Annotated in this window: 18 protein-coding genes and 1 pseudogene; 12 read left to right on the top strand and 7 right to left on the bottom strand. The window is 61.3% G+C overall.

Going from position 1 to position 19,440, the window contains the following annotated elements; all coding sequences use genetic code 11:
- Positions 1 to 241 precede the first annotated feature (241 nt).
- Both ACVWW3_RS18925 and ACVWW3_RS18920 read left to right on the top strand, forming a co-directional pair.
- On the top strand, positions 242 to 862 hold the full coding sequence (locus tag ACVWW3_RS18925) for a GNAT family N-acetyltransferase (RefSeq protein WP_456649037.1): 621 nt from the start codon (positions 242 to 244) through the stop codon (positions 860 to 862).
- Between the two features lie 3 nt (positions 863 to 865).
- Positions 866 to 1,300 carry a VOC family protein gene (locus ACVWW3_RS18920; RefSeq protein WP_456649038.1) on the top strand — a complete coding sequence of 145 codons (435 nt, stop codon included), beginning with the start codon at positions 866 to 868 and terminating at the stop codon, positions 1,298 to 1,300.
- Here the strand turns inward: ACVWW3_RS18920 and ACVWW3_RS18915 are convergent.
- Positions 1,245 to 2,246 (bottom strand): hypothetical protein, encoded by a 1,002-nt coding sequence (locus tag ACVWW3_RS18915; RefSeq protein WP_456649039.1) that lies wholly within the window; start codon positions 2,244 to 2,246, stop codon positions 1,245 to 1,247. The genes ACVWW3_RS18920 and ACVWW3_RS18915 overlap by 56 nt on opposite strands.
- Before the next feature lie 504 nt (positions 2,247 to 2,750).
- Between ACVWW3_RS18915 and ACVWW3_RS18910 the strand changes: the two genes are divergently transcribed.
- Complete coding sequence (locus ACVWW3_RS18910; RefSeq protein WP_456649040.1) at positions 2,751 to 2,972, top strand: hypothetical protein; 222 nt, start codon at positions 2,751 to 2,753, stop codon at positions 2,970 to 2,972.
- 71 nt (positions 2,973 to 3,043) lie between these two features.
- Here the strand turns inward: ACVWW3_RS18910 and ACVWW3_RS18905 are convergent, their stop codons facing one another.
- The gene (locus tag ACVWW3_RS18905) at positions 3,044 to 3,385 is read right to left on the bottom strand and encodes an H-NS histone family protein (RefSeq protein ID WP_247353572.1); all 342 of its coding nucleotides are present in this window, start codon (positions 3,383 to 3,385) and stop codon (positions 3,044 to 3,046) included.
- 1,045 nt (positions 3,386 to 4,430) lie between these two features.
- On the opposite strand from ACVWW3_RS18905, the gene ACVWW3_RS18900 reads away from it, so the two are divergent.
- Positions 4,431 to 5,129, top strand: a complete 699-nt coding sequence (locus ACVWW3_RS18900; RefSeq protein WP_456649041.1) for a LuxR C-terminal-related transcriptional regulator — start codon at positions 4,431 to 4,433, stop codon at positions 5,127 to 5,129.
- A gap of 307 nt (positions 5,130 to 5,436) precedes the next feature.
- Here the strand turns inward: ACVWW3_RS18900 and ACVWW3_RS18895 are convergent.
- The 3 genes and pseudogenes from ACVWW3_RS18895 to ACVWW3_RS18885 form a co-directional block, all read right to left on the bottom strand.
- Positions 5,437 to 5,799: pseudogene (locus ACVWW3_RS18895) on the bottom strand (hypothetical protein); the annotation flags it as partial.
- A 661-nt stretch (positions 5,800 to 6,460) separates the two neighbouring features.
- Positions 6,461 to 7,786 carry an adenylate/guanylate cyclase domain-containing protein gene (locus ACVWW3_RS18890; protein ID WP_456649042.1) on the bottom strand — a complete coding sequence of 442 codons (1,326 nt, stop codon included), beginning with the start codon at positions 7,784 to 7,786 and terminating at the stop codon, positions 6,461 to 6,463.
- Between the two features lie 210 nt (positions 7,787 to 7,996).
- A complete protein-coding gene (locus ACVWW3_RS18885) occupies positions 7,997 to 8,419 on the bottom strand; it encodes a winged helix-turn-helix transcriptional regulator (RefSeq protein WP_354045350.1) in 423 nt (140 codons plus the stop codon).
- A 116-nt stretch (positions 8,420 to 8,535) separates the two neighbouring features.
- On the opposite strand from ACVWW3_RS18885, the gene ACVWW3_RS18880 reads away from it, so the two are divergent.
- The 6 genes from ACVWW3_RS18880 to ACVWW3_RS18855 all read left to right on the top strand — a co-directional run bounded on the left by ACVWW3_RS18880 (position 8,536) and on the right by ACVWW3_RS18855 (position 15,606).
- Entirely contained in the window at positions 8,536 to 9,408 is an 873-nt protein-coding gene (locus tag ACVWW3_RS18880; protein WP_247443959.1) for an NmrA family NAD(P)-binding protein, read from the top strand.
- 138 nt (positions 9,409 to 9,546) lie between these two features.
- Positions 9,547 to 9,960 carry a DoxX family protein gene (locus ACVWW3_RS18875; protein ID WP_247443958.1) on the top strand — a complete coding sequence of 138 codons (414 nt, stop codon included), beginning with the start codon at positions 9,547 to 9,549 and terminating at the stop codon, positions 9,958 to 9,960.
- Between the two features lie 216 nt (positions 9,961 to 10,176).
- Positions 10,177 to 10,530 (top strand): hypothetical protein, encoded by a 354-nt coding sequence (locus ACVWW3_RS18870; RefSeq protein WP_456649043.1) that lies wholly within the window; start codon positions 10,177 to 10,179, stop codon positions 10,528 to 10,530.
- A gap of 92 nt (positions 10,531 to 10,622) precedes the next feature.
- Positions 10,623 to 11,030, top strand: a complete 408-nt coding sequence (locus ACVWW3_RS18865) for a FixH family protein (RefSeq protein WP_247353557.1) — start codon at positions 10,623 to 10,625, stop codon at positions 11,028 to 11,030.
- Positions 11,027 to 12,421 (top strand): efflux RND transporter periplasmic adaptor subunit, encoded by a 1,395-nt coding sequence (locus ACVWW3_RS18860; RefSeq protein ID WP_456649044.1) that lies wholly within the window; start codon positions 11,027 to 11,029, stop codon positions 12,419 to 12,421. Before ACVWW3_RS18865 ends, ACVWW3_RS18860 begins: the two co-directional genes overlap by 4 nt.
- Positions 12,418 to 15,606 (top strand): efflux RND transporter permease subunit, encoded by a 3,189-nt coding sequence (locus tag ACVWW3_RS18855; protein WP_456649045.1) that lies wholly within the window; start codon positions 12,418 to 12,420, stop codon positions 15,604 to 15,606. The genes ACVWW3_RS18860 and ACVWW3_RS18855 overlap by 4 nt, the downstream gene beginning before the upstream one ends.
- Positions 15,607 to 16,031: 425 nt before the next feature.
- Here ACVWW3_RS18855 and ACVWW3_RS18850 read toward each other — a convergent pair whose 3' ends face one another.
- Together ACVWW3_RS18850 and ACVWW3_RS18845 are read right to left on the bottom strand one after the other, a co-directional pair.
- Complete coding sequence (locus ACVWW3_RS18850) at positions 16,032 to 16,274, bottom strand: hypothetical protein (protein WP_456672052.1); 243 nt, start codon at positions 16,272 to 16,274, stop codon at positions 16,032 to 16,034.
- Positions 16,210 to 16,836, bottom strand: coding sequence for a DeoR/GlpR family DNA-binding transcription regulator (locus tag ACVWW3_RS18845; RefSeq protein ID WP_456672051.1), 627 nt, complete (start codon positions 16,834 to 16,836; stop codon positions 16,210 to 16,212). Before ACVWW3_RS18845 ends, ACVWW3_RS18850 begins: the two co-directional genes overlap by 65 nt.
- A 252-nt stretch (positions 16,837 to 17,088) precedes the next feature.
- Between ACVWW3_RS18845 and ACVWW3_RS18840 the strand changes: the two genes are divergently transcribed.
- Both ACVWW3_RS18840 and ACVWW3_RS18835 read left to right on the top strand, forming a co-directional pair.
- Positions 17,089 to 18,108 carry an ABC transporter ATP-binding protein gene (locus ACVWW3_RS18840; RefSeq protein ID WP_456649047.1) on the top strand — a complete coding sequence of 340 codons (1,020 nt, stop codon included), beginning with the start codon at positions 17,089 to 17,091 and terminating at the stop codon, positions 18,106 to 18,108.
- Between the two features lie 56 nt (positions 18,109 to 18,164).
- Positions 18,165 to 19,424 (top strand): ABC transporter substrate-binding protein, encoded by a 1,260-nt coding sequence (locus ACVWW3_RS18835; RefSeq protein ID WP_456649803.1) that lies wholly within the window; start codon positions 18,165 to 18,167, stop codon positions 19,422 to 19,424.
- Positions 19,425 to 19,440 lie beyond the last annotated feature (16 nt).

The following is a 19,440-nucleotide window of genomic DNA, read 5'->3' as shown; positions in this document are numbered from 1 at the left end:
ACTCCCCGCTTGCCGCGAGCGGGTGCTGAGATGTCCCCAGAACGCTGCATCGCCGGATAGCGCCAAAGATTTGAGTTCGGCATCATTTACGTGCCGGTCCGACAGGTCGGGTAGAGCAGCGAGAATGGCGAGCCTCCACAAATGAAACAGCAATCATTTGATTGGCGCCGATACTAAATAATGTTAAACTTCTGGTCAATTTAAATATATTATGATTTCATTTATTAAGGCAGATAAATATATGACGGAATATATGGGGCTGGCCCCGCCGGGACAGGGCACGCTTGCCAACAAGATTGAGAATCTTGAACGGCTTCCCGAGGGAAATAACCTGGTCCTCCGAGAGGTCCGGCTGGAGGATTCCGCGCAAATCATCGCTTGGCGGAACGATCCCGTTCTCGGCAAGTTCCTGACCCGGGAAAAGCTGACCTTGACTCAGCAGGCAGAGTTTTTCCGAAGCTACCAGGCGAGGACGGACGATTACTATTTTATTGCCGAGTTCAAGCACTCGAGGAAACCGGCTGGCAGCATCGCCCTTGCGAACCTGGATTTTGCGGCAAAGCGCGGCGAGGTGGCGCGGTTGATCGTTGATCCGGGAGCGCGCCTCTTTCTGGCGGAGATCTTCGATCTGTTTCTCGGGTTCGCCTTCGGGCAGCTAGGGCTTTCGGTCGTCGTAGCCAACGTGCAAAGCAACAACCGATCTGCGAAGAACTTCCATATTCGCCTTGGTTTCCAAATCGAAAAGATTGCGCCGAAGGCTTGGTGGAATGGTGACGACGTGATTACGTTTCGAATGTCGCGCGAAGATTATCCACGGTTGAAGCAGGCCTGGTCGGCGCTGCTCCTCGACGCGCGGGAATAGCAGATGGATTTGCATTTTCATCATTTGGGAATGGCGTGCCGAAACATCGAGGCGGAGTTGCCGGAACTCGCAATAGCCGGCTACAGCCCTGAAGGACCTGTATTCGAGGATCCGATCCAGCAGGTGCGGATTCAGTTCGTGTCAGGCGGCGGTCCGCGCCTGGAGCTCATTGAGCCGGCCGGCGCACAATCGCCAGTGGAGGGTATCCTGAAGCGAGGCGGAAAATTTTATCATCTTGCTTACGAAGTGAGCCAGCTCGACGACGCGATCGCTTGCTTCACGGCGCGGCAGTATTTTCCCGTATCGTCACCCGCGCCCGCGGTCGCGTTCGACATGCGGCGTATAGTTTTTCTCTCGTCCGCGACGCGCACGCTCGTCGAACTCATCGAGGCGAGGGCCGAGCATGAATTGGCGAAATGTCGATCGGGGGCTGAGTGACGATTTGCGCGAATCCGTCGGACGAAACAGGTCTACTGCGCCGAACCCATTCAGCAGCACGGAGGCCGCCAGCTTGCAGTCTCACGATCGGATCGGGGCCGATCTCCGACAGGAGAATGCCCATGTGCCCCGATGCCGGAGGTGCCGTTGGCCAAACGGCCAATCCATTTTCTGACAATACGGTTCGATCCATATCACCCCAGAACTGCACGATAATGGCACCGGCGGGCGCGCAAGCAGCGAGGTGTGTTGCTTCCGGCGAACCGATACGAGGTTCAGCCGCCGGTCGCAACGCGACGACGATTGCGTCCCACTCGTCGCGATACAGATCTTGCACGTTGTCGAAGGTGTCCACGCTCGCTCCAGAACTTGCGAGACCGGCGCGCAGCGAGCCAACAAAGTCGTTGTCGCACAACACAGCGATGCGATTCTTGTAAACGGATAGTCCGCAATCGTGGAGTTGTTTCACGCACAGGGGACCAAGGAACGAGAAGACATCCACTGACGGGTGGCGTTCGTTTACTCCGACAATCGGAATTCCGCGCCGTAAGCATGCTTCCATGTCGAGATCCTTGGAGCGAAATTCCCAAGCCTCGAACATCAGGGCGATGACGGCGTTTCTTGGTAACTCATCAATGAGTGCAGCGGTAAGGGGCCGTAGATGACCGCTGTTGGTTACGATGTCGGTTTGATGGAGGACTTCCGGGGTGATCTGCTCCAAGACGTCGATGCGATCGGCCACACCGACCAAATCTGCGAGCTCCAGAGTCTGTTGCCGGGCTTCAGCTGGTGTGCCGTGTCGTGTGGGCCTCGTGAAGGCATAGACGTGTTTGGCTCCGGCCATCGCTGCAAGGGCGGCCGTCACGGCATACGCGCCGGTCGCAGCTTCGGTGAGCACTGTAAGTTCCGAAAGGTCTAAGAGAGTTTCCGTGAGGGCCCGGCTCATCAGGGCTCCCAGACGCGGCAGTGAGAATCCTGGTCGTAAGGCCGTATTAAAGCCAGACCGCAATTGCCTGAATGCTGCTCCTGCCTCGGTTCCGGTCATGAACTGCTTTTCGCTTTCGCCACTCGGGAAATGGCCGTGCGCTTGGGCGCGGCACGTTCGGGGCCGATCGGCCCTAATTCGGTGTGCGCTGAACAGGCTTATGAGCGAAGAAGAAATTGTCTGCTATTAAATTATATTTAAATTTATAATAGATCTAACATTGAAAATGTCAAATGCGAGAGCCGGATCATGCATTCCTCGGACGGGTAGATGGGCGCGATTGTGCTGATTGGCGATGAGCATATTAGTGGATTCCCCAGCTCACGTGCGCGGTTTCGAGCGATAGTCGCCCCAGCGAAGACCTCAGGCCAGGCTTGTAATTAAATTGTCCGAAATAACATATTTAACTTGCGGCGCGGCCATTCTGGCCTATTTTCGATTGGGCAATCATTGCAGGATGACCCGATGACCCACCTGGACGCCGACAGCGAAGACCGTCGTGAGTTCTTGAAGAATTGCGGAAGATTTGCCGCCGTGACCCCTCCAGCTATGACCTTGTTGCTCTCCACCTCTCTTACCTCGGCCGCCATCGCGGGTTCGGCTGGCCGAATTGTGCACGGCAACAATGGGGGCGGCAACGGCGGCGGGGACGGCAGTCCTAACGGCAAAGAGGATGACGACCGCTGAAGGGTGGCGCCAGCGGCCCGCGACAGCCATGCCGGCGTTCGCGCGGGCGCCGGTACAACGATTGCTCGTGCTCAGCCGGTCTGGCGGCGCTTCTGGCCGGATGAGCGGTTGATCAACAGGTCGGTCAGCTTTTTGCCGGCGCGAAGCTGCTCTTTCAGCCATCGGGGTTGCTTACCGCGACCAGACCAGGTTTGGGATGGTTTCTTAGGATTCCGGTACTTCGGCAGCACTGGAGGGTAGGGGCGCCGTGCACGCTCCTCGGTGGGAGTGCCGGCGGTTCCCTCTATCCTGCGAAGCCGCTGTTCGAGCTTGGCTTTTTCCGCGGTCATTCTGCGACTGAGAACCGTGGTCACCTCGTCGTAAAGTTGCCAAAGGTCCCCCGTAGGGACGGATGTCCAGTCGTCCTTACCCATGGAAGCCGTCCCCAGCTACTTCCGTCAAACAGGAAGGTCGAGGGGATATCAGGTCGAAGCCCGGTCCGGCAAGCACGATCGGTTGGTCCGGCACGTCCGGCACGCGCCGACGCCTGTCGCCGCTACCGCCTCGTTCTGGTTGTCCGACCGAGCAGGCGCCTCCCAAAGGCCCTTCGCCGGTTGGCTCGTCGGGGGCCAAACATCCGCTGTTCGGCCTGCAATACGCGACTACGCAAATTCTGCAATTCGGTGAATTGAACGATCAGATCCTGATGAGTTTGACGCAGAACAGCCGAAGAATGCATGTGACCACCTACACTCGTTACAAAGATCACCTCGTAACCGCTCAGTGAAATTGCCGGGCTGACGAAGACGCCGGTTCAACTCTGCTGACCAGTTGTTCATCGGTGCTACAGTTAGATTGAAGGCCTTTCCCTGGATTTCGCTCGAAACGAGCATTGGCAGGGTGCTTTCGTTGAAATCAGGCAGTTTGAAAAATTTTCATTCCTCATTTGAGCTCCCCGCCGATACACAAAATCAAAGGATCGCAGCCGTTCTTTGCGTCGGATGAACGCTCCTCGACGATAATATTACTCTGCAGCCTCCCCGGGTTGGATCGCCTCGTTTTAGGCGAAACTTCGTTGAATGTTAGATTTGAATCGCGGATATCCCTATATATCCTTCGTAATATAGCAGCGGTGGACCGATTAGATGGATGTCGATTATGATAGTCAGCGACTCACCCCGCGCCCAAAATACACCTGCCGGGCGAAGTTTACTTGCGTTACTATCAAAAATTGCCCAGAAGGTCGGCTTCCGCCGAAGATTTCGCGTTTTTGCGTTTCGAGCAGAGCCCGGGTTCGTACGGTGGTGCACGCAATTTCAGAGTGAGTTACGTTCACACCGCGGTCAAGCGTTGCGAGATGTGCCTCAACAAGTGCGACACTTTGACATTGCAAATTGGCTTTATGGTTAGCGAACGTTACCGGAGACGTTGCTGGAATAAACTGCCGCATTGTGGGTTTACGAATTGGGCAGAGGAAGCATGCGTCGCATCAGAATTGTCATCGCGGATCGGCACCCGATCGTTTTGGAGGGAATCAGCAGCGTCTTGGCGACGCAGCACGATTTTGCGATCGTGGCCTCATGCGGAGATGCTGCAAGCTGCATCGAGGCAATTCGACTTCTTGTGCCGGACATTGCGCTGGTGGATTTGGGCGCGCCTGAAATGAGCCGGTCTGACTTCCTGGCTCTGGCAAACACCGCGGGCCAGGGTACTCGGGTAGTTTTCTTCGTCGATACGGCTGGCGATGACGCGTTGCAGAAGCTGGTTGCCGACGGGGTCTGTCTCGTCCTCACGAAGCATGCGAAGCCGGAGACGTTAGTCGCCACCCTGCGGAAGGTTGTTCAGATCCGAGGATTGGCGTCACGGTCGCACAGCACTGGGCAGGTTGCTGAAGACTCTCGCGCAGGTGAGGAGAAGTCCCTGACCCAGCTGACGGACCGGGAGCGGCAGATCATGCGGCTCGTATCGGAGGGGCTATCGAATAAGGAAATTGGGCGTTGCCTGAACATTGCCGACGGTACGATCAAAGTCCACCTTCATCACATCTTTCAAAAACTGGACATCAGTAATCGGACAGTTCTCGCGGCATTGGCAATTTCACGGAATGAGGTGCATTCAGCGCCTCGTGAGTCGAGTGCTACCGGTCTTACACAGCGAGATCCCGCCAGCGCGAAATGACGAGGACGTCAAGCGCAACAACGCCTTTTCGACTCACGGGAATCGGGTCTGCCTCTCAAGGAGGTTCTCGGATGTCCAGGCCCGCGGCCCCCGCAGTCCGAGCCACGCTTTTCAGCATGCCGCAGCAAATGAGCCGACGTGCTGGCTGGGCAAGTCAATGCGCTATGCATGCGCTGAAACGATGCTAATTTTCGGCTTTGGTCGCGCTCGAAACCCGAGTGATAGCGCGGTCGCAATCGGCCTTGAGCCTCTCTTCCTCTTCATCTGCGCAATCGACGCCGCCATATGCGGTCGGGCTTCCGGAGCTGCCGCCGGTCGCGAAAGGCCCTTTACCATTGCCTCCGGCACCAGCGGATCCGCCGCCAACGGGTGTCCCTGCAGCAGCATGAGGTGAGCTGGGCCGGCCACCGCCGGGTGCTCCACCCCCTCCGGATGATCCGCCGCTACTGGAGGTCCCCGACCTTACCGCGGAGGACCGGTCGTTGTCGAAGACAGACTGGCTCTTGTCGCCTTGCGTCGCTCCGTTCAGACCGCCCGAACGTGCAATGGCTTTCGAGGTCAGGGAGGTGGACAGAAGCAATGTCATGACCGGGGGCGTCACGGCCGCGAATCTTCCGCATGTCTTCAAAAATGCCCGCCGGTCGTCGTCTTCGTTGCCGTCCCGGGTCACGCTGCGCTCTCCTCGATTTAAATGAAATATAAAAGCATGGTATTATATATTATATTTTAAACAAGGAGTTTTCTTTTGAATGGCGGGAATTGCTGGGCGCGAATCTTCTGGGCCGATCAACGGCAGCATCCAGACTTGCCTTTGAACCTCCCCGGGGCTGGACATGCGGATGTTAGCGGGCGGGATTTGGCGGGATCACGGTCCACGGCCATGATCCTGCGTTGAACCTGTTCATCCCGCAGGCTTTTTTAGCGTTGTTGGCACGGTCGGGCCAGCGGGCGACGTGGTTGCCGAACCATACCGAGAGGCGATGGTCCGAAGTGTGGTCGAGGGCGGGCTGCGGGCGCGGCATTCGGACCGCTGCCTTTCGCAGTCAGCATCGATTGGACCGGAAGCTATGCGGCCGTCCTCATCGGTTGTTGTGCTCTTTGCCTTATTTGCGTGCGGGGCTTGCGCTTTCGCGGTCCAGTGACCGTCCTCCGCGCGGCGAAATTAATAGCCAAGCGAAAGAGTTGGCGAGCGGGATCTCCGCTTCAGGGCGACCCGCGCAATAGTTGATCTCCTAGCGTCCGTCAGGGCGATTGTCCGCACTGGGTCAAAATGCGAAGAACTCAACCTGAGCAAATGTGGTTCGCCAATAGCATCAAGAGCGGCCCTTCACTTAGATGATCGCTGCGAACAGATCCCACCGGCCCGGAAGTCCCTTAAGTTCATGCGATCCGCGCTCGGCGAACCTCAAACCCGCGCCTGCGACGAGATCGGTGACGACCCGCGACACCAAGACTTCGTCAGTCTGCGACTGGGTCATAACGCGCGAAGCTGCATGCACGGCGACGCCGCCTATATCGCGGCCCCTGATCTCGATTTCGCCGGTGTGAAGACCGGCTCGGAGCGCCAAGCCAATCTGTTTTGCAGCTGTTCCAAGCGCGAGAGCGCAACGAACGGCGCGGGCTGGTCCGTCGAAGGTGGCGAGAATGCCATCGCCGGTGGACTTGATCAAAGTGCCGCGATGCTTCTCGACGATTTGCGACGCCAGTTCATCGTGACTGTCGAGCAATTTGCGCCATGCCCGATCGCCGGTTTCGGCGGCGCGGCGCGTTGAATCGACAATATCCGTGAACAGGACCGTGGCGAGAACGCGATCGATATCCTCCGGCGAGCCGTCGCGATGCCCCGTCATGAACTCTTCGATATCGCCAAGCAGCTCGTCGCGATCGCTGAAGCCGAAATATGGACTGTGGTCATCTCCCGCATATTCGATGAATCGCGCGCCGGGAATCCCCGCGGCTAAATCGCGGCCATGCTCGACCGGTACCTGCACGTCGCCGTGACGATGCAGCACGAGCGTCGGAGCGCGTACGTTCTCAAGCAGCTGACTCACATCGATCGACGCATTCAGCAGGGCAAACTGCTTTATGGCTCCGGGACTGGCTGCAAGCCTTTCATACTTGGCGAATTGCGCTACGGCGGCAGGATCGGTCGCGAGGCTGGGAGCAACTCTGTTGATCATCGCGCCCGTGCCCCACGACTTCATGAGCTGTATGGCCTGTTGCTCGCCGTCTCCGGGCAAGTCGCGTCGCCGTCGATAGCCGCCAAAGAGGATGAGTTTGGATACGCGCTCGGGATAGGTGGCAGCAAACATGACGCTCATCGCGCATCCCTCGGAAACGCCAAGCAGCGCGGCCTGGGTTGACCCGATGCTATCCATGACGGCGCGAACATCATCCATCCGCTGTTCGAGTGAAGGGGCTCCGGCTACCCTGTCGGAGAGCCCCTGGCCTCTCTTGTCGAAGGAAACCACGCGGGCGAAGGTCGAAAGACGGCGCATGAACGCGGTATAGCCGCGCAGTTCATGCAAGAATTCGACATGCGAAATGATGCCCGGGACCATGATGATATCGATGGGTCCGCTACCCAGCGTTTGATAGGCGATATTGACGTCGCCGCTGAGCGCATAGCGCGTCTCCGGCATGGCAAAATCGATCATCAGTCACTTCCTTGACGGCTAAGGTCCCCACCGCCGAAGCAAACAGGCGACATCGTTCGTCACCTGGTCGGCGCGCAGCGGGCATCTTATCGTACGGGCAGCTCAACAGGGCTAGAGCAATGGCCTCGAAATGTCGCAAAAGCAGCTGTAGAGGCCGAGCGAGACCGTGGTCCGGTTCGCCCGCCCCATGCGAACTTCTGCACCAGATCACTAGCGCGGGACATCACAGGGGGCTCCGTCAAAGCGGACGCGCGCGGCATGGATGTCGGAATAACGACGATCGGCCCAATCGACGAGGCTCGCCATCGGCTCCAGCAGGGATTGGCCTAGCGGGGAAAGGCAATACTCAACGCTCGGTGGTTTGGTCGGAAAGACATTGCGGGTGACAAGTCCGTCGCGCTCCAGGTCGCGCAGCGTCTGGGTGAGCATGCGCTTCGAGATGTCGCGGATGGCTCGATGAAGCTCGCTGAAGCGCTGCGGTCGCGTCGCGAGGGTCATGATCATGAGTATGCTCCACTTATCGCCGATGCAGTCGAGTACGTCGCGCACCGGGCAGTGTACGGATTCTGCTGACCGGGCGTCGTCCGATTGATATCGGCTGAATCGCTCGATCGCGCTCAATGCGTCGCTCATGCCGGTCTCCTTTTTCTCTCCTGGTTACAAAAAACTGCCTCCTTACGGTGCAGACCTCAGGTCTCTATGTGAGACTTACCCTAGAACGTAGACCATTTAACACCGGGAGAATACGTATGTTTCTAGTCACGGGAATCACGGGAAAAGTCGGCGGCGCAACGGCCAGGCATCTGCTGGCCCAAGGTAAGAAAGTACGCGCGCTGGTTCGCGATCGCGCGAAGGCGGCAAGCTGGTCAGACCAGGGCGTGGAACTGGTCGACGGCGACTGGAACAATGCGGCCGCCATCGAACGGGCGCTCAAGGGCGTCGACGGCGCGTTTGTCATGTTGCCGGCGGTCTGGGCCCCCTCGCCGGACTTTAGGGAAGCCAAGGGGGTCATCGCGAACTATGTCGAGGCGTTGACCAAGGCCGCGCCCCCGCGGGTCGTCGGGCTCTCGTCGATGGGTGCGAACAGAACCAGCGGGTTGGGGATGATCACAGCCCTGTCGTTGCTGGAGCAGAGCCTTCGCAAACTGACATCGCCGACTGCCTTCGTGCGCGCCGGCGGGTTTTTCGAAAATTTCCTTTACGGCCTGCACGCCGCCCAGGGCGGCACGCTCCCCGTCTACTACAATCCGACCAACCGCAAATCGACCATGGCCGCGACGAACGACATCGGTGCCGAGGCGGCGACGCTGCTGACCGGGCCGGCGTGGTCGGGGCATCGCGTCATCGAACTTGGTTCGATGGTCAGCGCGGATGAAGTCGCAGTGCAACTGGGCGATGTCATGCAGCGCGAAGTCAGGGCGTTCGCAGTGCCGCGAGCCGAGTGGTCGGCAGCGTTCGAGCAGTTCGGCATCCCGAAGGGCCAAACTGGACCGGCTGAAGCGATGTTCGAGGCCGTTAACGCGGGCTGGATGGACCTCGGCGTAGCGGGCACGGAGCACGTCGCCGGCACAACGCTGCCCCGCGATGTCTTCGCGGCGGCCCAGAAGACCGCCACGGCGTAGGTCCGGATCAGCGATGAGATGCGACTTTCGAACCTGCTCCGGAAAGTCGCATCTCCTTCGGAATGAATGCGTCGCGGCCGCCCCTCCCTTGGCGGCCACACAAGTCCTCCGGCGCCCTCATCAGAAAAGGATAGACAAATGTCAAAGAGTTCCTGGAGCCAAGTCTCGGCCTTGGCGCTTGCTGTTTTCTTCGTCGTGGGATCGCTCAGCAACATCTTCGCTCCGGGGTCCATCTACGAGGAATATCTTCGGTGGGGATACCCACACTGGTTCCATTTCGTGACCGGATCGCTAGAACTCACGACCGCCGTTCTGCTGGTGCGGGCACGAACGCGGCTGTGGGGCTCGGCGCTCGGCTGCACAGTGATGTTGGCGGCGCTCGCGACCGTCACACTGCACGGCGAATATGGGCACGCGGTGGCGCCGCTTGTCGTCGCGACACTATCGATAGTCGTCGGCTGGATCGCCTCGCGGAAAGCGGCTCCCCGGCCCGGCATGACCGACGCTACTGGAGAGCCGAGGGATTGTCTGCGTGCGAACGTTCGCGGCTGAAACTGGATGTCCACCTACCAATGTTTGGCCCTAGCTGACCCCGCGTTTGATCGGCTGCTGCGTGTTCTGCAGCTACGGGTCGATCCCGTGTCCGCCGATCCAGTCCGGCGATGAGGACCGACAGTCCTGCTGCGGCTGAGATCCGGCAGGTTTGGCTGGCGAACATGTGAACCGGGCTGGCTTCCATAGTTTCACTTTCCGTGGGATGGTCGTGCCATGCATTTGCGGCGACTGCTCAAACTCGCTCTCGCGCTCTTTGTGAGCCTCGGCCTGATGCTGGCGCCTCTGATCACGCCGGCCGCCGCTGCGCACGCGCGATCGGCCGTGATGGCCAACATGTCCATGTCGGCCGACATGCCCTGTTGTCCGGAGGAGCAGAAGAGCAAGGACTGTCAAGACTGTCCGCTGGTTGCAATGTGCGTGTTGAAGACGGCCCAGGCGGGACCCTCTGCGGCCGCCGCCCTTCCGCTGCGGCACGCAATCCGGACCACCCACTCAGTGGCGGACGACGTGGTCGGCGACGGTTTGATCCGTCCACCTCCCGACCAACCCCCTCGAATCCTGGCCTGAACGGCGCTTGACGCCGATTGCGTCCGTGCGCTTTGCGCCCGGATGGCGCACGCCGCCTCGGCGGCGAATTCAGGACATCGAGGACACACAACATGAAGACGTCTACCTTCGCGCGGGCCGTCCAGGCCGCGTTGATCGCTGCGACCATCGGCGGCACAAGCACGGCCGCATTGGCCGACATCAAGGACTACACGTTCGAGCTCGTCGACCAGTCGGTCCAGGCCGGGCCCGACAAGATCATCACCGTCAGGCTCGTGAACACCAAAACCGGCAAACCGGTGCCGGAGGCGGTGATCTTCGCCAGCCGTTTGGACATGGCTCCGGACGGGATGCAGGAGATGGCGACCAAGGTCACGGCCATGCCCGGGACCGAGCCCGGCACCTACCGCTTCAAGGCAAGCTTTGGCATGGCGGGACGGTGGCAGCTTTCGCTGGGCGCCAAGGTCCAGGGCGAGACGGGTAGCGTCGAGAACAAGCTCGTCATCACGGCGCACAAATGACCCGCCCCATCGCCACAAGCCTGGTCGCCGCGTTGATCGCGGCGGCCGGGATCGCATTCGTCATCGCCGGCCCGCAGCGGCCGGCGGCTCGAGCCGTGATCGGCCTCGCTGCGGCCGAGGAGAGCGGCGCCCCGATCTACTACCAGGATCCGGACGGCAAGCCGTCTTACTCGCTTGTGCCAAGAAAGACGCCGGATGGCCGGGATTACCGCGCCGTGCCCGCTGGCGCCGACGTCGGCTTCGACGACGACCAGCCGGCGACAACGGCCGGCGATTCCGGAGCGCGACGGATCAAATACTACCGCAATCCCATGGGCCTGCCGGACACCTCCCCGGCGCCGAAGAAGGATTCCATGGGGATGGACTACATCCCGGTCTACGAGGGCGAGGACAGCGACGACGGCTCCGTCAAGCTCTCCCCGGGGAAGATCCAGCGTACCGGCGTCAAGTCGGAGCCCGCAGCGAGGCGGGTGATCCGGACCGTCGTCAGGGCGCCGGGCACGATCGCCCTCGACGAGCGGCGGATTTCCGTGATCGCAATGCGGGCGGAAAGCTTCATCCTTAAGGTCGCCGACGTCACCACCGGATCGCATGTTGCCAAGGGCCAGCCCCTGATGGAGGTCTACAGCCCCGCGGTGTCCTCCGCGGCGGCCGAGTACCTGACCACCATCACGTCGAAGACGACCAGCGGCGACGTTCAGTATGGCCGTGGATCGCGGCAGCGCCTGATGAATCTGGATGTGCCCGATGCTGCGATCTCCGCCATCGAGAAGAGCCGGACCGTGCCGACCTCGATCGAGTGGACTTCGCCGCGCGACGGCATCGTACTGGAGCGCAATGCCATCGAAGGCATGCGCGTGCAGCCCGGCGGCGTCCTGTTCCGGATCGCCGACCACTCCGTAGTTTGGGCGCTGATCGACGTCGCCGAACGCGATCTGGGCATGATCGCCAAGGGCCAGCCCGTCGCGGTGAAGGCGCGGAGCTTTCCGGGCCGGGAGTTCACTGGGCAGGTCCAGGTGATCTATCCCGAGATCAACAAGGAGACCCGGACCGCGCGCGTCCGCGTTGAACTGCAGAATCCGGACCTGATCCTGCTGCACGACATGTACGTCGACGCCGACATCGACACCGGTAGCGGCGAGGCCGTCCTCGCGGTGCCGGAGAGCGCCGTGATGGACACCGGGAGCCGGCAGGCCGTTTTCATCGACAAGGGGCAGGGTCGGCTGGAGCCGCGCGAGGTCAAGCTCGGCCACCGGGGAGGCGGCTTCGTGGAGATCCGGCAGGGCCTCGCGGAGGGCGATGCCGTGGTGGTCTCGGCGAATTTCCTGATCGATGCCGAAAGCAACCTGAAGGCCGCCCTGAAGGGCTTTGCCGAAGGGGCGCAGCAATGATCGCACGCCTCATCGCCTGGTCCGCCCGCAACCTGCTGCTGGTCCTGTTCGGGACCGGCTTCGCCGCCGCGGCGGGACTGTACGCGCTTCTGCATCTGCCGCTCGATGCCATCCCGGATCTCTCGGATACCCAGGTGATCGTCTACACCGAGTACCCCGGCCAGGCGCCGCAGGTGATCGAGGACCAGGTCACCTATCCGCTGACGACGGCGATGCTGACGGTCCCGAAATCGAAGGTGGTCCGCGGCTTCTCGTTCTTCGGCGTCTCTTTCGTGTACGTGATCTTCGAGGACGGCACGGACATCTATTGGGCGCGCTCGCGCGTGCTGGAATTCCTCAATGGCGCCAGCGCGCGCCTGCCGGCCGGTGTCACACCCACGATCGGTCCCGACGCGACCGGCGTCGGCTGGGTCTACCAGTACGCGGTGATGTCGAAGGAACTGAACCTCGCCGACACGCGGACCCTCCAGGACTGGAATCTGAAGTTCGCGCTGGCCAAGGCCGAGGGCGTCGCGGAAGTCGCGAGCGTCGGCGGGTTCGTCAAGCAGTACAACGTGATCCTCGATCCGCAGCGCATGCGCGACCGGGGGATCACCATGCAGAAGATGCGTGACGCCATCCGCGCCAGCAACGCCGACGTCGGCGGGCGAACGGTCGAACTCTCCGAATTCGAGTACGTCATCCGCGGCAAGGGCTACATCAAGTCGATCAATGACTTGGGCGACATCGTGCTGAAGACGTCCGGCGGCACGCCCGTGCTGCTGCGCGACGTCGCAAGGGTCGAACTCGGCCCCGACGAGCGGCGCGGCATCGCGGAGCTGAACGGCGAGGGCGAAGTCGCCAGCGGCATCGTGCTGCAGCGCTTCGGCCTCAATGCTCTGGAGGTGATCCAGAACGTCAAGAAGCGCTTCCGGGAGATCGCCTCGAGTCTGCCGAAGTCCGTCGAGATCGTCCCGGTCTACGATCGCTCCAACCTGATCTACGCGGCAATCGACACCCTCAAGCACACGCTGTTCGAAGAAAGCGTCGTTGTCGCGCTGGTCTGCATCGTGTTCCTGCTGCACGTGCGCAGCGCGCTTGTCGCGATCCTGATGCTGCCGGTCGGCATCTTGATGGCGTTCGGTGCCATGAAGCTGCTCGGCCTCGGCTCCAACATCATGAGCCTCGGCGGCATCGCAATCGCGATCGGCGCCATGGTCGATGCGGCCATCGTCATGATCGAGAACGCGCACAAGCACCTCGAACGCGCCGAGCCGGGAAAGTCCAGGATCGACGTCCTGATCGCCGCCGCGGCCGAGGTCGGACCGGCGCTGTTCTTCAGCCTGCTGATCATCACGGTGTCGTTCATGCCGATCTTCACGCTCGAATCGCAGGAGGGGCGGCTGTTCAGCCCGCTTGCGTTCACCAAGACGTTCTCGATGGCGGCCGCCGCGCTCCTCTCGGTGACGTTGGTGCCGGCGCTGATGGTGATCTTCGTGCGCGGGCGGATCGTTCCGGAGCACCGGAATCCGATCAACCGGTTCCTGATCTGGATCTACCGCCCGGTGATCAAGGGCGTCATGCGGGCGAAGACGCTGGTGGTCGTGCTCGCGCTCGCCGTGCTGGCCGTGAGCATCTGGCCGGCGCGCCAGCTCGGCACCGAGTTCATGCCGAACCTCAACGAAGGCACGCTGCTCTACATGCCGACCACGCTGCCGGGCATCTCCGTCACCAAGGCCGGCGAACTGATGCAGACCCAGGACCGAATCATTCGATCCTTTCCGGAAGTCGCCTCGGTCTACGGCAAGGCAGGGCGCGCTGCGACCGCCACCGATCCGGCACCGCCCGAGATGTTCGAAACCCTCGTCAACCTCAAGCCGAAGGAAGAGTGGCGCCCCGGCATGACCATCGACAGGCTCATCGCCGAGATGGACAAGGCGCTGCAGTTTCCCGGGGTGTCGAACGCCTGGACCATGCCGATCAAGGCGCGCATCGACATGCTGTCGACGGGAATCAGGACGCCTATCGGGGTCAAGGTGATCGGGACGGATCTCGTCGAGATCGACAAGCTCGCCAAGCAGATCGAGCAGGTCCTCAAAACCGTTCCGGGCACCTCATCGGCCTACGCCGAGCGCGGGATCGGCGGCTACTACCTCGAGGTCACGCCGGACAGGACCGCGCTGGCGCGTTACGGCATCATGGTCCAAGACGTGCAGGACACGATCGCTATGGCGCTGGGCGGGCAGACGGTGACCACCACCGTGGAAGGCCGGCAGCGCTTCACCGTCAACATGCGCTATCCGCGCGATCTGCGCGACAATCCGCAGGCTATCGCCAACGACGTGCTGGTGCCGATGCCCGCCGGCGGCGCTGTGCCGCTCGGCGAGGTGGCGAAGGTCGCGCCGGCGCGCGGGCCGACCTCGATCCGGACCGAGAACGGGCAGCTCGCGACCTACGTCTACGTCGACATCCGCGACCGCGACCTCGGGGGCTACGTCGCGGATGCGAAAACCGCCGTGCAGGCCAGCATCCGGTTTCCGGCCGGCTACTACGTGATGTGGAGCGGCCAGTACGAATACCTGGAGCGGGCCACCGCGCGGCTGAAGATCGTTGTTCCCCTGACGATGATGATCATCTTCCTGCTACTCTACCTGAACTTCCGCTCGATCACCGAGACGATGATCGTCATGCTCTCGCTGCCTTTCGCGCTGGTCGGCGGATTTTGGCTGATGTGGTGGCTGGGCTTCAACCTCTCCGTTGCCGTCGCCGTCGGCTTCATCGCGCTCGCCGGCGTCGCGGCCGAGACCGGCGTTGTCATGCTAATCTACCTCAACCAGGCGCTGGCGGAGACTGCGGCGAGGCGTGCCGCCGAGGGGCGGGCCCTGACCCGCGGCGATCTCTACGACGCCGTCATGGAGGGCGCGGTGGAGCGCGTCCGACCCAAGATGATGACAGTGGTCGCGATCATGGCGGGCCTGCTGCCGATCATGTGGAGCACCGGGACCGGCTCCGAAATCATGCAGCGGATCGCGGTGCCGATGATCGGCGGGATGATCTCCTCCACGCTGCTGACGCTGATCGTGATCCCGGCGATCTTCGGATTGGTGAAGGGCTTCGGACTTCCGCCCGGTGATCAGGGCAGGGCCCAGTCGGCAGATCAGACAAAGGGGCCCGTCAAGGAGCGAGTGCTGCAGCCTGTTAAATAAGATCGACAAGGCGCCATGCGCGAAGTCCTCGAGCTGGGCATGGCACGACTTAGACGATCGAACGGCACGATCGAGCGTGGCCGACGCACCGTCAGTGCGGGCCCAACTTGCGTATGGACGGAGTTGATCCGAACTTCGCGGTACGCTGGACCCCAGCGACCAGATGAACGATCGATCGAGCGGTATGCCGAGTACTGCAGCTTCAGGTAGGTAACGTGCGCGGTCGCGAATGGGATGCCGGCTCGCGGGGAAGGGCGACTTCACCCCTTGCAACTCCAGGAGTTTCGCGTGGAGCTCTTTCCAGGGAGCTTTCCAGAAGGGAGTTTTGATGGCGTACGAAGTTCTAAAGGCGAGCGGCGGAACGAGGATGCGGGAGCGGCTTCGCTCAAGTAACGCAAACGGACGCGTTCGTCAGCCGGTGCCGTTCAATCGTAGCTAAGCCGCTCGGATTCCTCGCGAGTGTAGTCTCTTGCGTGAATACGATCGGCGTATCTGGTGGAGATCGGCCCAAAGGCTGGCGGCAACGGGCCGTCGGTGAAGAGGTGGTGACAATCGTCGAGATGGCCGCCTCGCACCGTCGCGTTGCGACCGAACTTGGTCGTGTCAGCGACGAGCACCGCCGTGCGCGAATTGGCGACGATTGATTGACGTGCTTGAACCTCGTCCATATGAAAATCCAGCAGCGCGCCGTCTTGATCGATGCCGCCCGACACCGAAGATCCCGTAGTCGGCTCGAAAACCCGCGAAGAAGCGCGCGGCGGCCTCGCCAACAATATCCCGATCAAGTGGGCGGAGGGTGCCGCCGGCGATCGTAATCTCGACTTCAGGGTTTTGTGCGAATGCAGCAGCCACGTTCAGATTGTTGGTGATGACGCGCAGATCCTGACGACGGGATAGTGCCTGCGCAACGTATTCTGGCGTCGTGCCAAGTCCGATCATCAGCGATGCTCCATCGGGAATGAACCTGGCGGTCGCATGCGCAATGCGCTGCTTGGCGACGGCGTTCAAACCTTGCCGGCTTCCATATGCCAAATTCTGGTTCTGGACGGGAAGGCTGACACCGCCGTGGATTCGCCGGAGCAATCCTTGGTCGCAGAGCGCATTCACGACACGGCGAATGGTCTGCTGCGTCACCTCAAAACGCGTCGCAAGTTGCTCGATCGAGGCGAAGCCTTGCTCGCGCACGATCTCTAGTATGGGGGCTCGACGTGAGGTGGAGGTCTTGAGCATAATTGATCCGTTCCAACCAAAGTATCATTTGAACGCTTAGGACGCAATTTTCTGTTTCATATGGGGTCACACTATGTTCATATGAACATAATAATTGCTGCGCCGATGAAGTTGCGCGGTCTGGAGGAACGGCATGGATCGGTCTGCTTGGGGTGAGGAGCCTTTGGCTGCTCCGCGAGGGCAGGACAAAGCCGGTATGAATGGCCACGCCGGTGCCCGGCACCGAACCCGGCATTTGAGAGCGAACAGACCATGTCAGCGATTACGCTGAGCCACGTCTCCAAATTTTGGGGATCGATGCGCGCTGTCGATGACGTCAGCCTGACAGCCGACGAAGGCTCGCTGCTGGTGCTGCTCGGGCCCTCCGGATGCGGCAAGTCGACGACGCTTCGATTGATCGCGGGCCTCGAGGAGGCCGCCGTCGGCACGATCACTATTGGCGGCATCGATGTTACGCATCTCACTCCGGCGCAACGGAAGATCTCAATGGTCTTCCAGTCCTACGCCCTGTTTCCGCATCTAAGCGTGGCCGAGAACATCGTCTTCGGACTGCGCGTGCGCCGCGTGTCTCGCGCCGAGCGGGACGAGCGGCTCCGGCGCGTCGCCGACATCGTCGGACTCAGTGGTCTGCTGGAGCGCAAGCCGTCGCAATTGTCCGGCGGGCAACGCCAGCGGGTAGCGCTCGGCCGGGCTATTATCGCGGAGGCGCGCGTCTGCCTCATGGACGAGCCGCTTTCAAATCTGGACGCCAAGTTGCGGCACGAGATGCGGACGGAAATCCGCGCGCTGCAGCAGCGCCTCGGCATCACCATGGTCTACGTGACCCACGATCAGACTGAGGCGATGACGATGGCGGACCGCGTCGTGCTGATGCGCGACGGCCGCGTCGAGCAGAACGGCTCGCCGGAAGAACTCTACAATCGTCCGGCAACGGCTTTCACGGCACGGTTCATTGGCACGCCGCCGATGAATCTCGTGCGCCAGGGCGACAAGCTCATTGGCCTCAGGCCGGAGCACATCCGCATCGTCTCCGGCGGCGATCATGTTGTGCGCGTCAAGGCCGTCGAGCATCTCGGCGCGGACAGCATCGTGCTGTGCGAGATGGGTGGGCAGCCCATCTCGGTGCGGCTTGACGGCTTCAGCAAGGTTCGACCGGGCGAGGATATCCGGATTGCCTGGGATGCGGATTACGAACACCGGTTCGATTCGACCACGGAAGTTCGGTTGGAGAGCATTGTCAAAGAGGGCCGTCTGGCAGCATCCGACCGATGAGGGCGGCGGTGTCAGGGCGGATAACGAAGGAGACTAGGATGTTTGCGCGCCGAACAATGTTGATGGCAGCTGCTTTCGCTGCGCTGTCCATGGGCGCCGCCCGTCCGGCGGCAGCGGTGGACCTCACGATGTACTATCCGGTCGCGGTCGGCGGTCCCGTCACCAAGATCATCGATGACATGGTCTCGCGCTTCGAGAAGGACAATCCGGACGTCAAGGTGACGGCGGTCTATGCCGGCAATTACACGGACACGATGACCAAGGCGATGACAGCGATGAAGGGCGGCCAACCGCCGCAATTGTCGGTGCTGCTGTCCACCGACGTGTTTACGCTCATGGACGAGAACGCGATCGTGCCGATCGACGGCCTCGTCAGCGACAAGGCGTGGTTCAAGGATTTTTATCCGGCGTTCATGGCGAACGGGCAGATCGACGGCAAGACCTGGAGCATCCCGTTCCAGCGTTCGACGATCGTGCTGTACTGGAACAAGGAGGCCTTCAAGGAAGCCGGCCTCGATCCGGAGAAGGCACCGGCGTCCTGGGACGAACTGGTCGAGATGTCGAAGAAGCTCGTCAAGAAGGACGGTGCCGGAAACACCACGCGCTGGGGTGTCGAAATTCCCTCGACCGGTTACGCCTACTGGATGCTGCAGGCGCTGGCCATCGAGAACGGCCAGAAGATGATGAACGAGCCCGGCAATGAGGTGTATCTGACCGCACCGAAGACGGTCGCCGCGCTGGACTACTGGGTCGATCTGTCGCGCAAGCACAACGTGGCGCCGGCGGGCAGCATCGACTGGGCCACACTGCGCACCGACTTCCTCGAAGGCAAGACGGCGATGATGTGGCACACCACCGGCAACCTGACGGCGGTCAAGGATGCCGCGAAGTTCCAGTTCGGTGTGGCCATGCTTCCGGCCAAGGAGCAGCGCGGATCGCCGACCGGCGGGGGCAATTTCTATATCTTCAAAAGCGCGTCCCCGGAGCAGCAGAAGGCAGCCGTCAAGTTCATCCAGTGGATGACGGCGCCAGACCGCGCAGCGGAATGGAGCATGAAGACGGGCTACGTGGCTGTGTCCCCGGCCGCCTACAAGACCAGCGTGATGACGGAATATGCCAAGGGCTTCCCGCAAGCGACCGTCGCGCGCGATCAGCTGGAATACGCGGTGCCGGAACTCTCAGTCCACGAGAACGGCCGCATCTACAAGTTCGTCGGCGATGCCGTGCAAGCCGCGATCACCGGCACGCAGAAGCCGCAGGAGGCGCTCGCCGCAGCCCAGCAGCAGGCCGATCGCGTCTTGCGCGCCTACAAGTAAGGAAACGGCGGGGTGG

This window comes from Bradyrhizobium sp. LM2.9 (genome assembly GCF_054056555.1).
The sequence above is the reverse complement of the archived record's forward strand: the minus strand, read 5'-3'. Positions and strand labels throughout refer to the sequence as shown.

Bases quoted from the DNA above. Each gene is read 5' to 3' on its own strand.
- ACVWW3_RS18925 (WP_456649037.1), top strand. From the start codon at position 242: ATGACGGAATATATGGGGCTGGCCCCGCCGGGACAGGGCACGCTTGCC.
- ACVWW3_RS18920 (WP_456649038.1), top strand. From the start codon at position 866: ATGGATTTGCATTTTCATCATTTGGGAATGGCGTGCCGAAACATCGAG.
- ACVWW3_RS18915 (WP_456649039.1), bottom strand. From the start codon at position 2,246: ATGAGCCGGGCCCTCACGGAAACTCTCTTAGACCTTTCGGAACTTACA.
- ACVWW3_RS18910 (WP_456649040.1), top strand. From the start codon at position 2,751: ATGACCCACCTGGACGCCGACAGCGAAGACCGTCGTGAGTTCTTGAAG.
- ACVWW3_RS18905 (WP_247353572.1), bottom strand. From the start codon at position 3,385: ATGGGTAAGGACGACTGGACATCCGTCCCTACGGGGGACCTTTGGCAA.
- ACVWW3_RS18900 (WP_456649041.1), top strand. From the start codon at position 4,431: ATGCGTCGCATCAGAATTGTCATCGCGGATCGGCACCCGATCGTTTTG.
- ACVWW3_RS18890 (WP_456649042.1), bottom strand. From the start codon at position 7,786: ATGATCGATTTTGCCATGCCGGAGACGCGCTATGCGCTCAGCGGCGAC.
- ACVWW3_RS18885 (WP_354045350.1), bottom strand. From the start codon at position 8,419: ATGAGCGACGCATTGAGCGCGATCGAGCGATTCAGCCGATATCAATCG.
- ACVWW3_RS18880 (WP_247443959.1), top strand. From the start codon at position 8,536: ATGTTTCTAGTCACGGGAATCACGGGAAAAGTCGGCGGCGCAACGGCC.
- ACVWW3_RS18875 (WP_247443958.1), top strand. From the start codon at position 9,547: ATGTCAAAGAGTTCCTGGAGCCAAGTCTCGGCCTTGGCGCTTGCTGTT.
- ACVWW3_RS18870 (WP_456649043.1), top strand. From the start codon at position 10,177: ATGCATTTGCGGCGACTGCTCAAACTCGCTCTCGCGCTCTTTGTGAGC.
- ACVWW3_RS18865 (WP_247353557.1), top strand. From the start codon at position 10,623: ATGAAGACGTCTACCTTCGCGCGGGCCGTCCAGGCCGCGTTGATCGCT.
- ACVWW3_RS18860 (WP_456649044.1), top strand. From the start codon at position 11,027: ATGACCCGCCCCATCGCCACAAGCCTGGTCGCCGCGTTGATCGCGGCG.
- ACVWW3_RS18855 (WP_456649045.1), top strand. From the start codon at position 12,418: ATGATCGCACGCCTCATCGCCTGGTCCGCCCGCAACCTGCTGCTGGTC.
- ACVWW3_RS18850 (WP_456672052.1), bottom strand. From the start codon at position 16,274: ATGGACGAGGTTCAAGCACGTCAATCAATCGTCGCCAATTCGCGCACG.
- ACVWW3_RS18845 (WP_456672051.1), bottom strand. From the start codon at position 16,836: ATGCTCAAGACCTCCACCTCACGTCGAGCCCCCATACTAGAGATCGTG.
- ACVWW3_RS18840 (WP_456649047.1), top strand. From the start codon at position 17,089: ATGTCAGCGATTACGCTGAGCCACGTCTCCAAATTTTGGGGATCGATG.
- ACVWW3_RS18835 (WP_456649803.1), top strand. From the start codon at position 18,165: ATGTTGATGGCAGCTGCTTTCGCTGCGCTGTCCATGGGCGCCGCCCGT.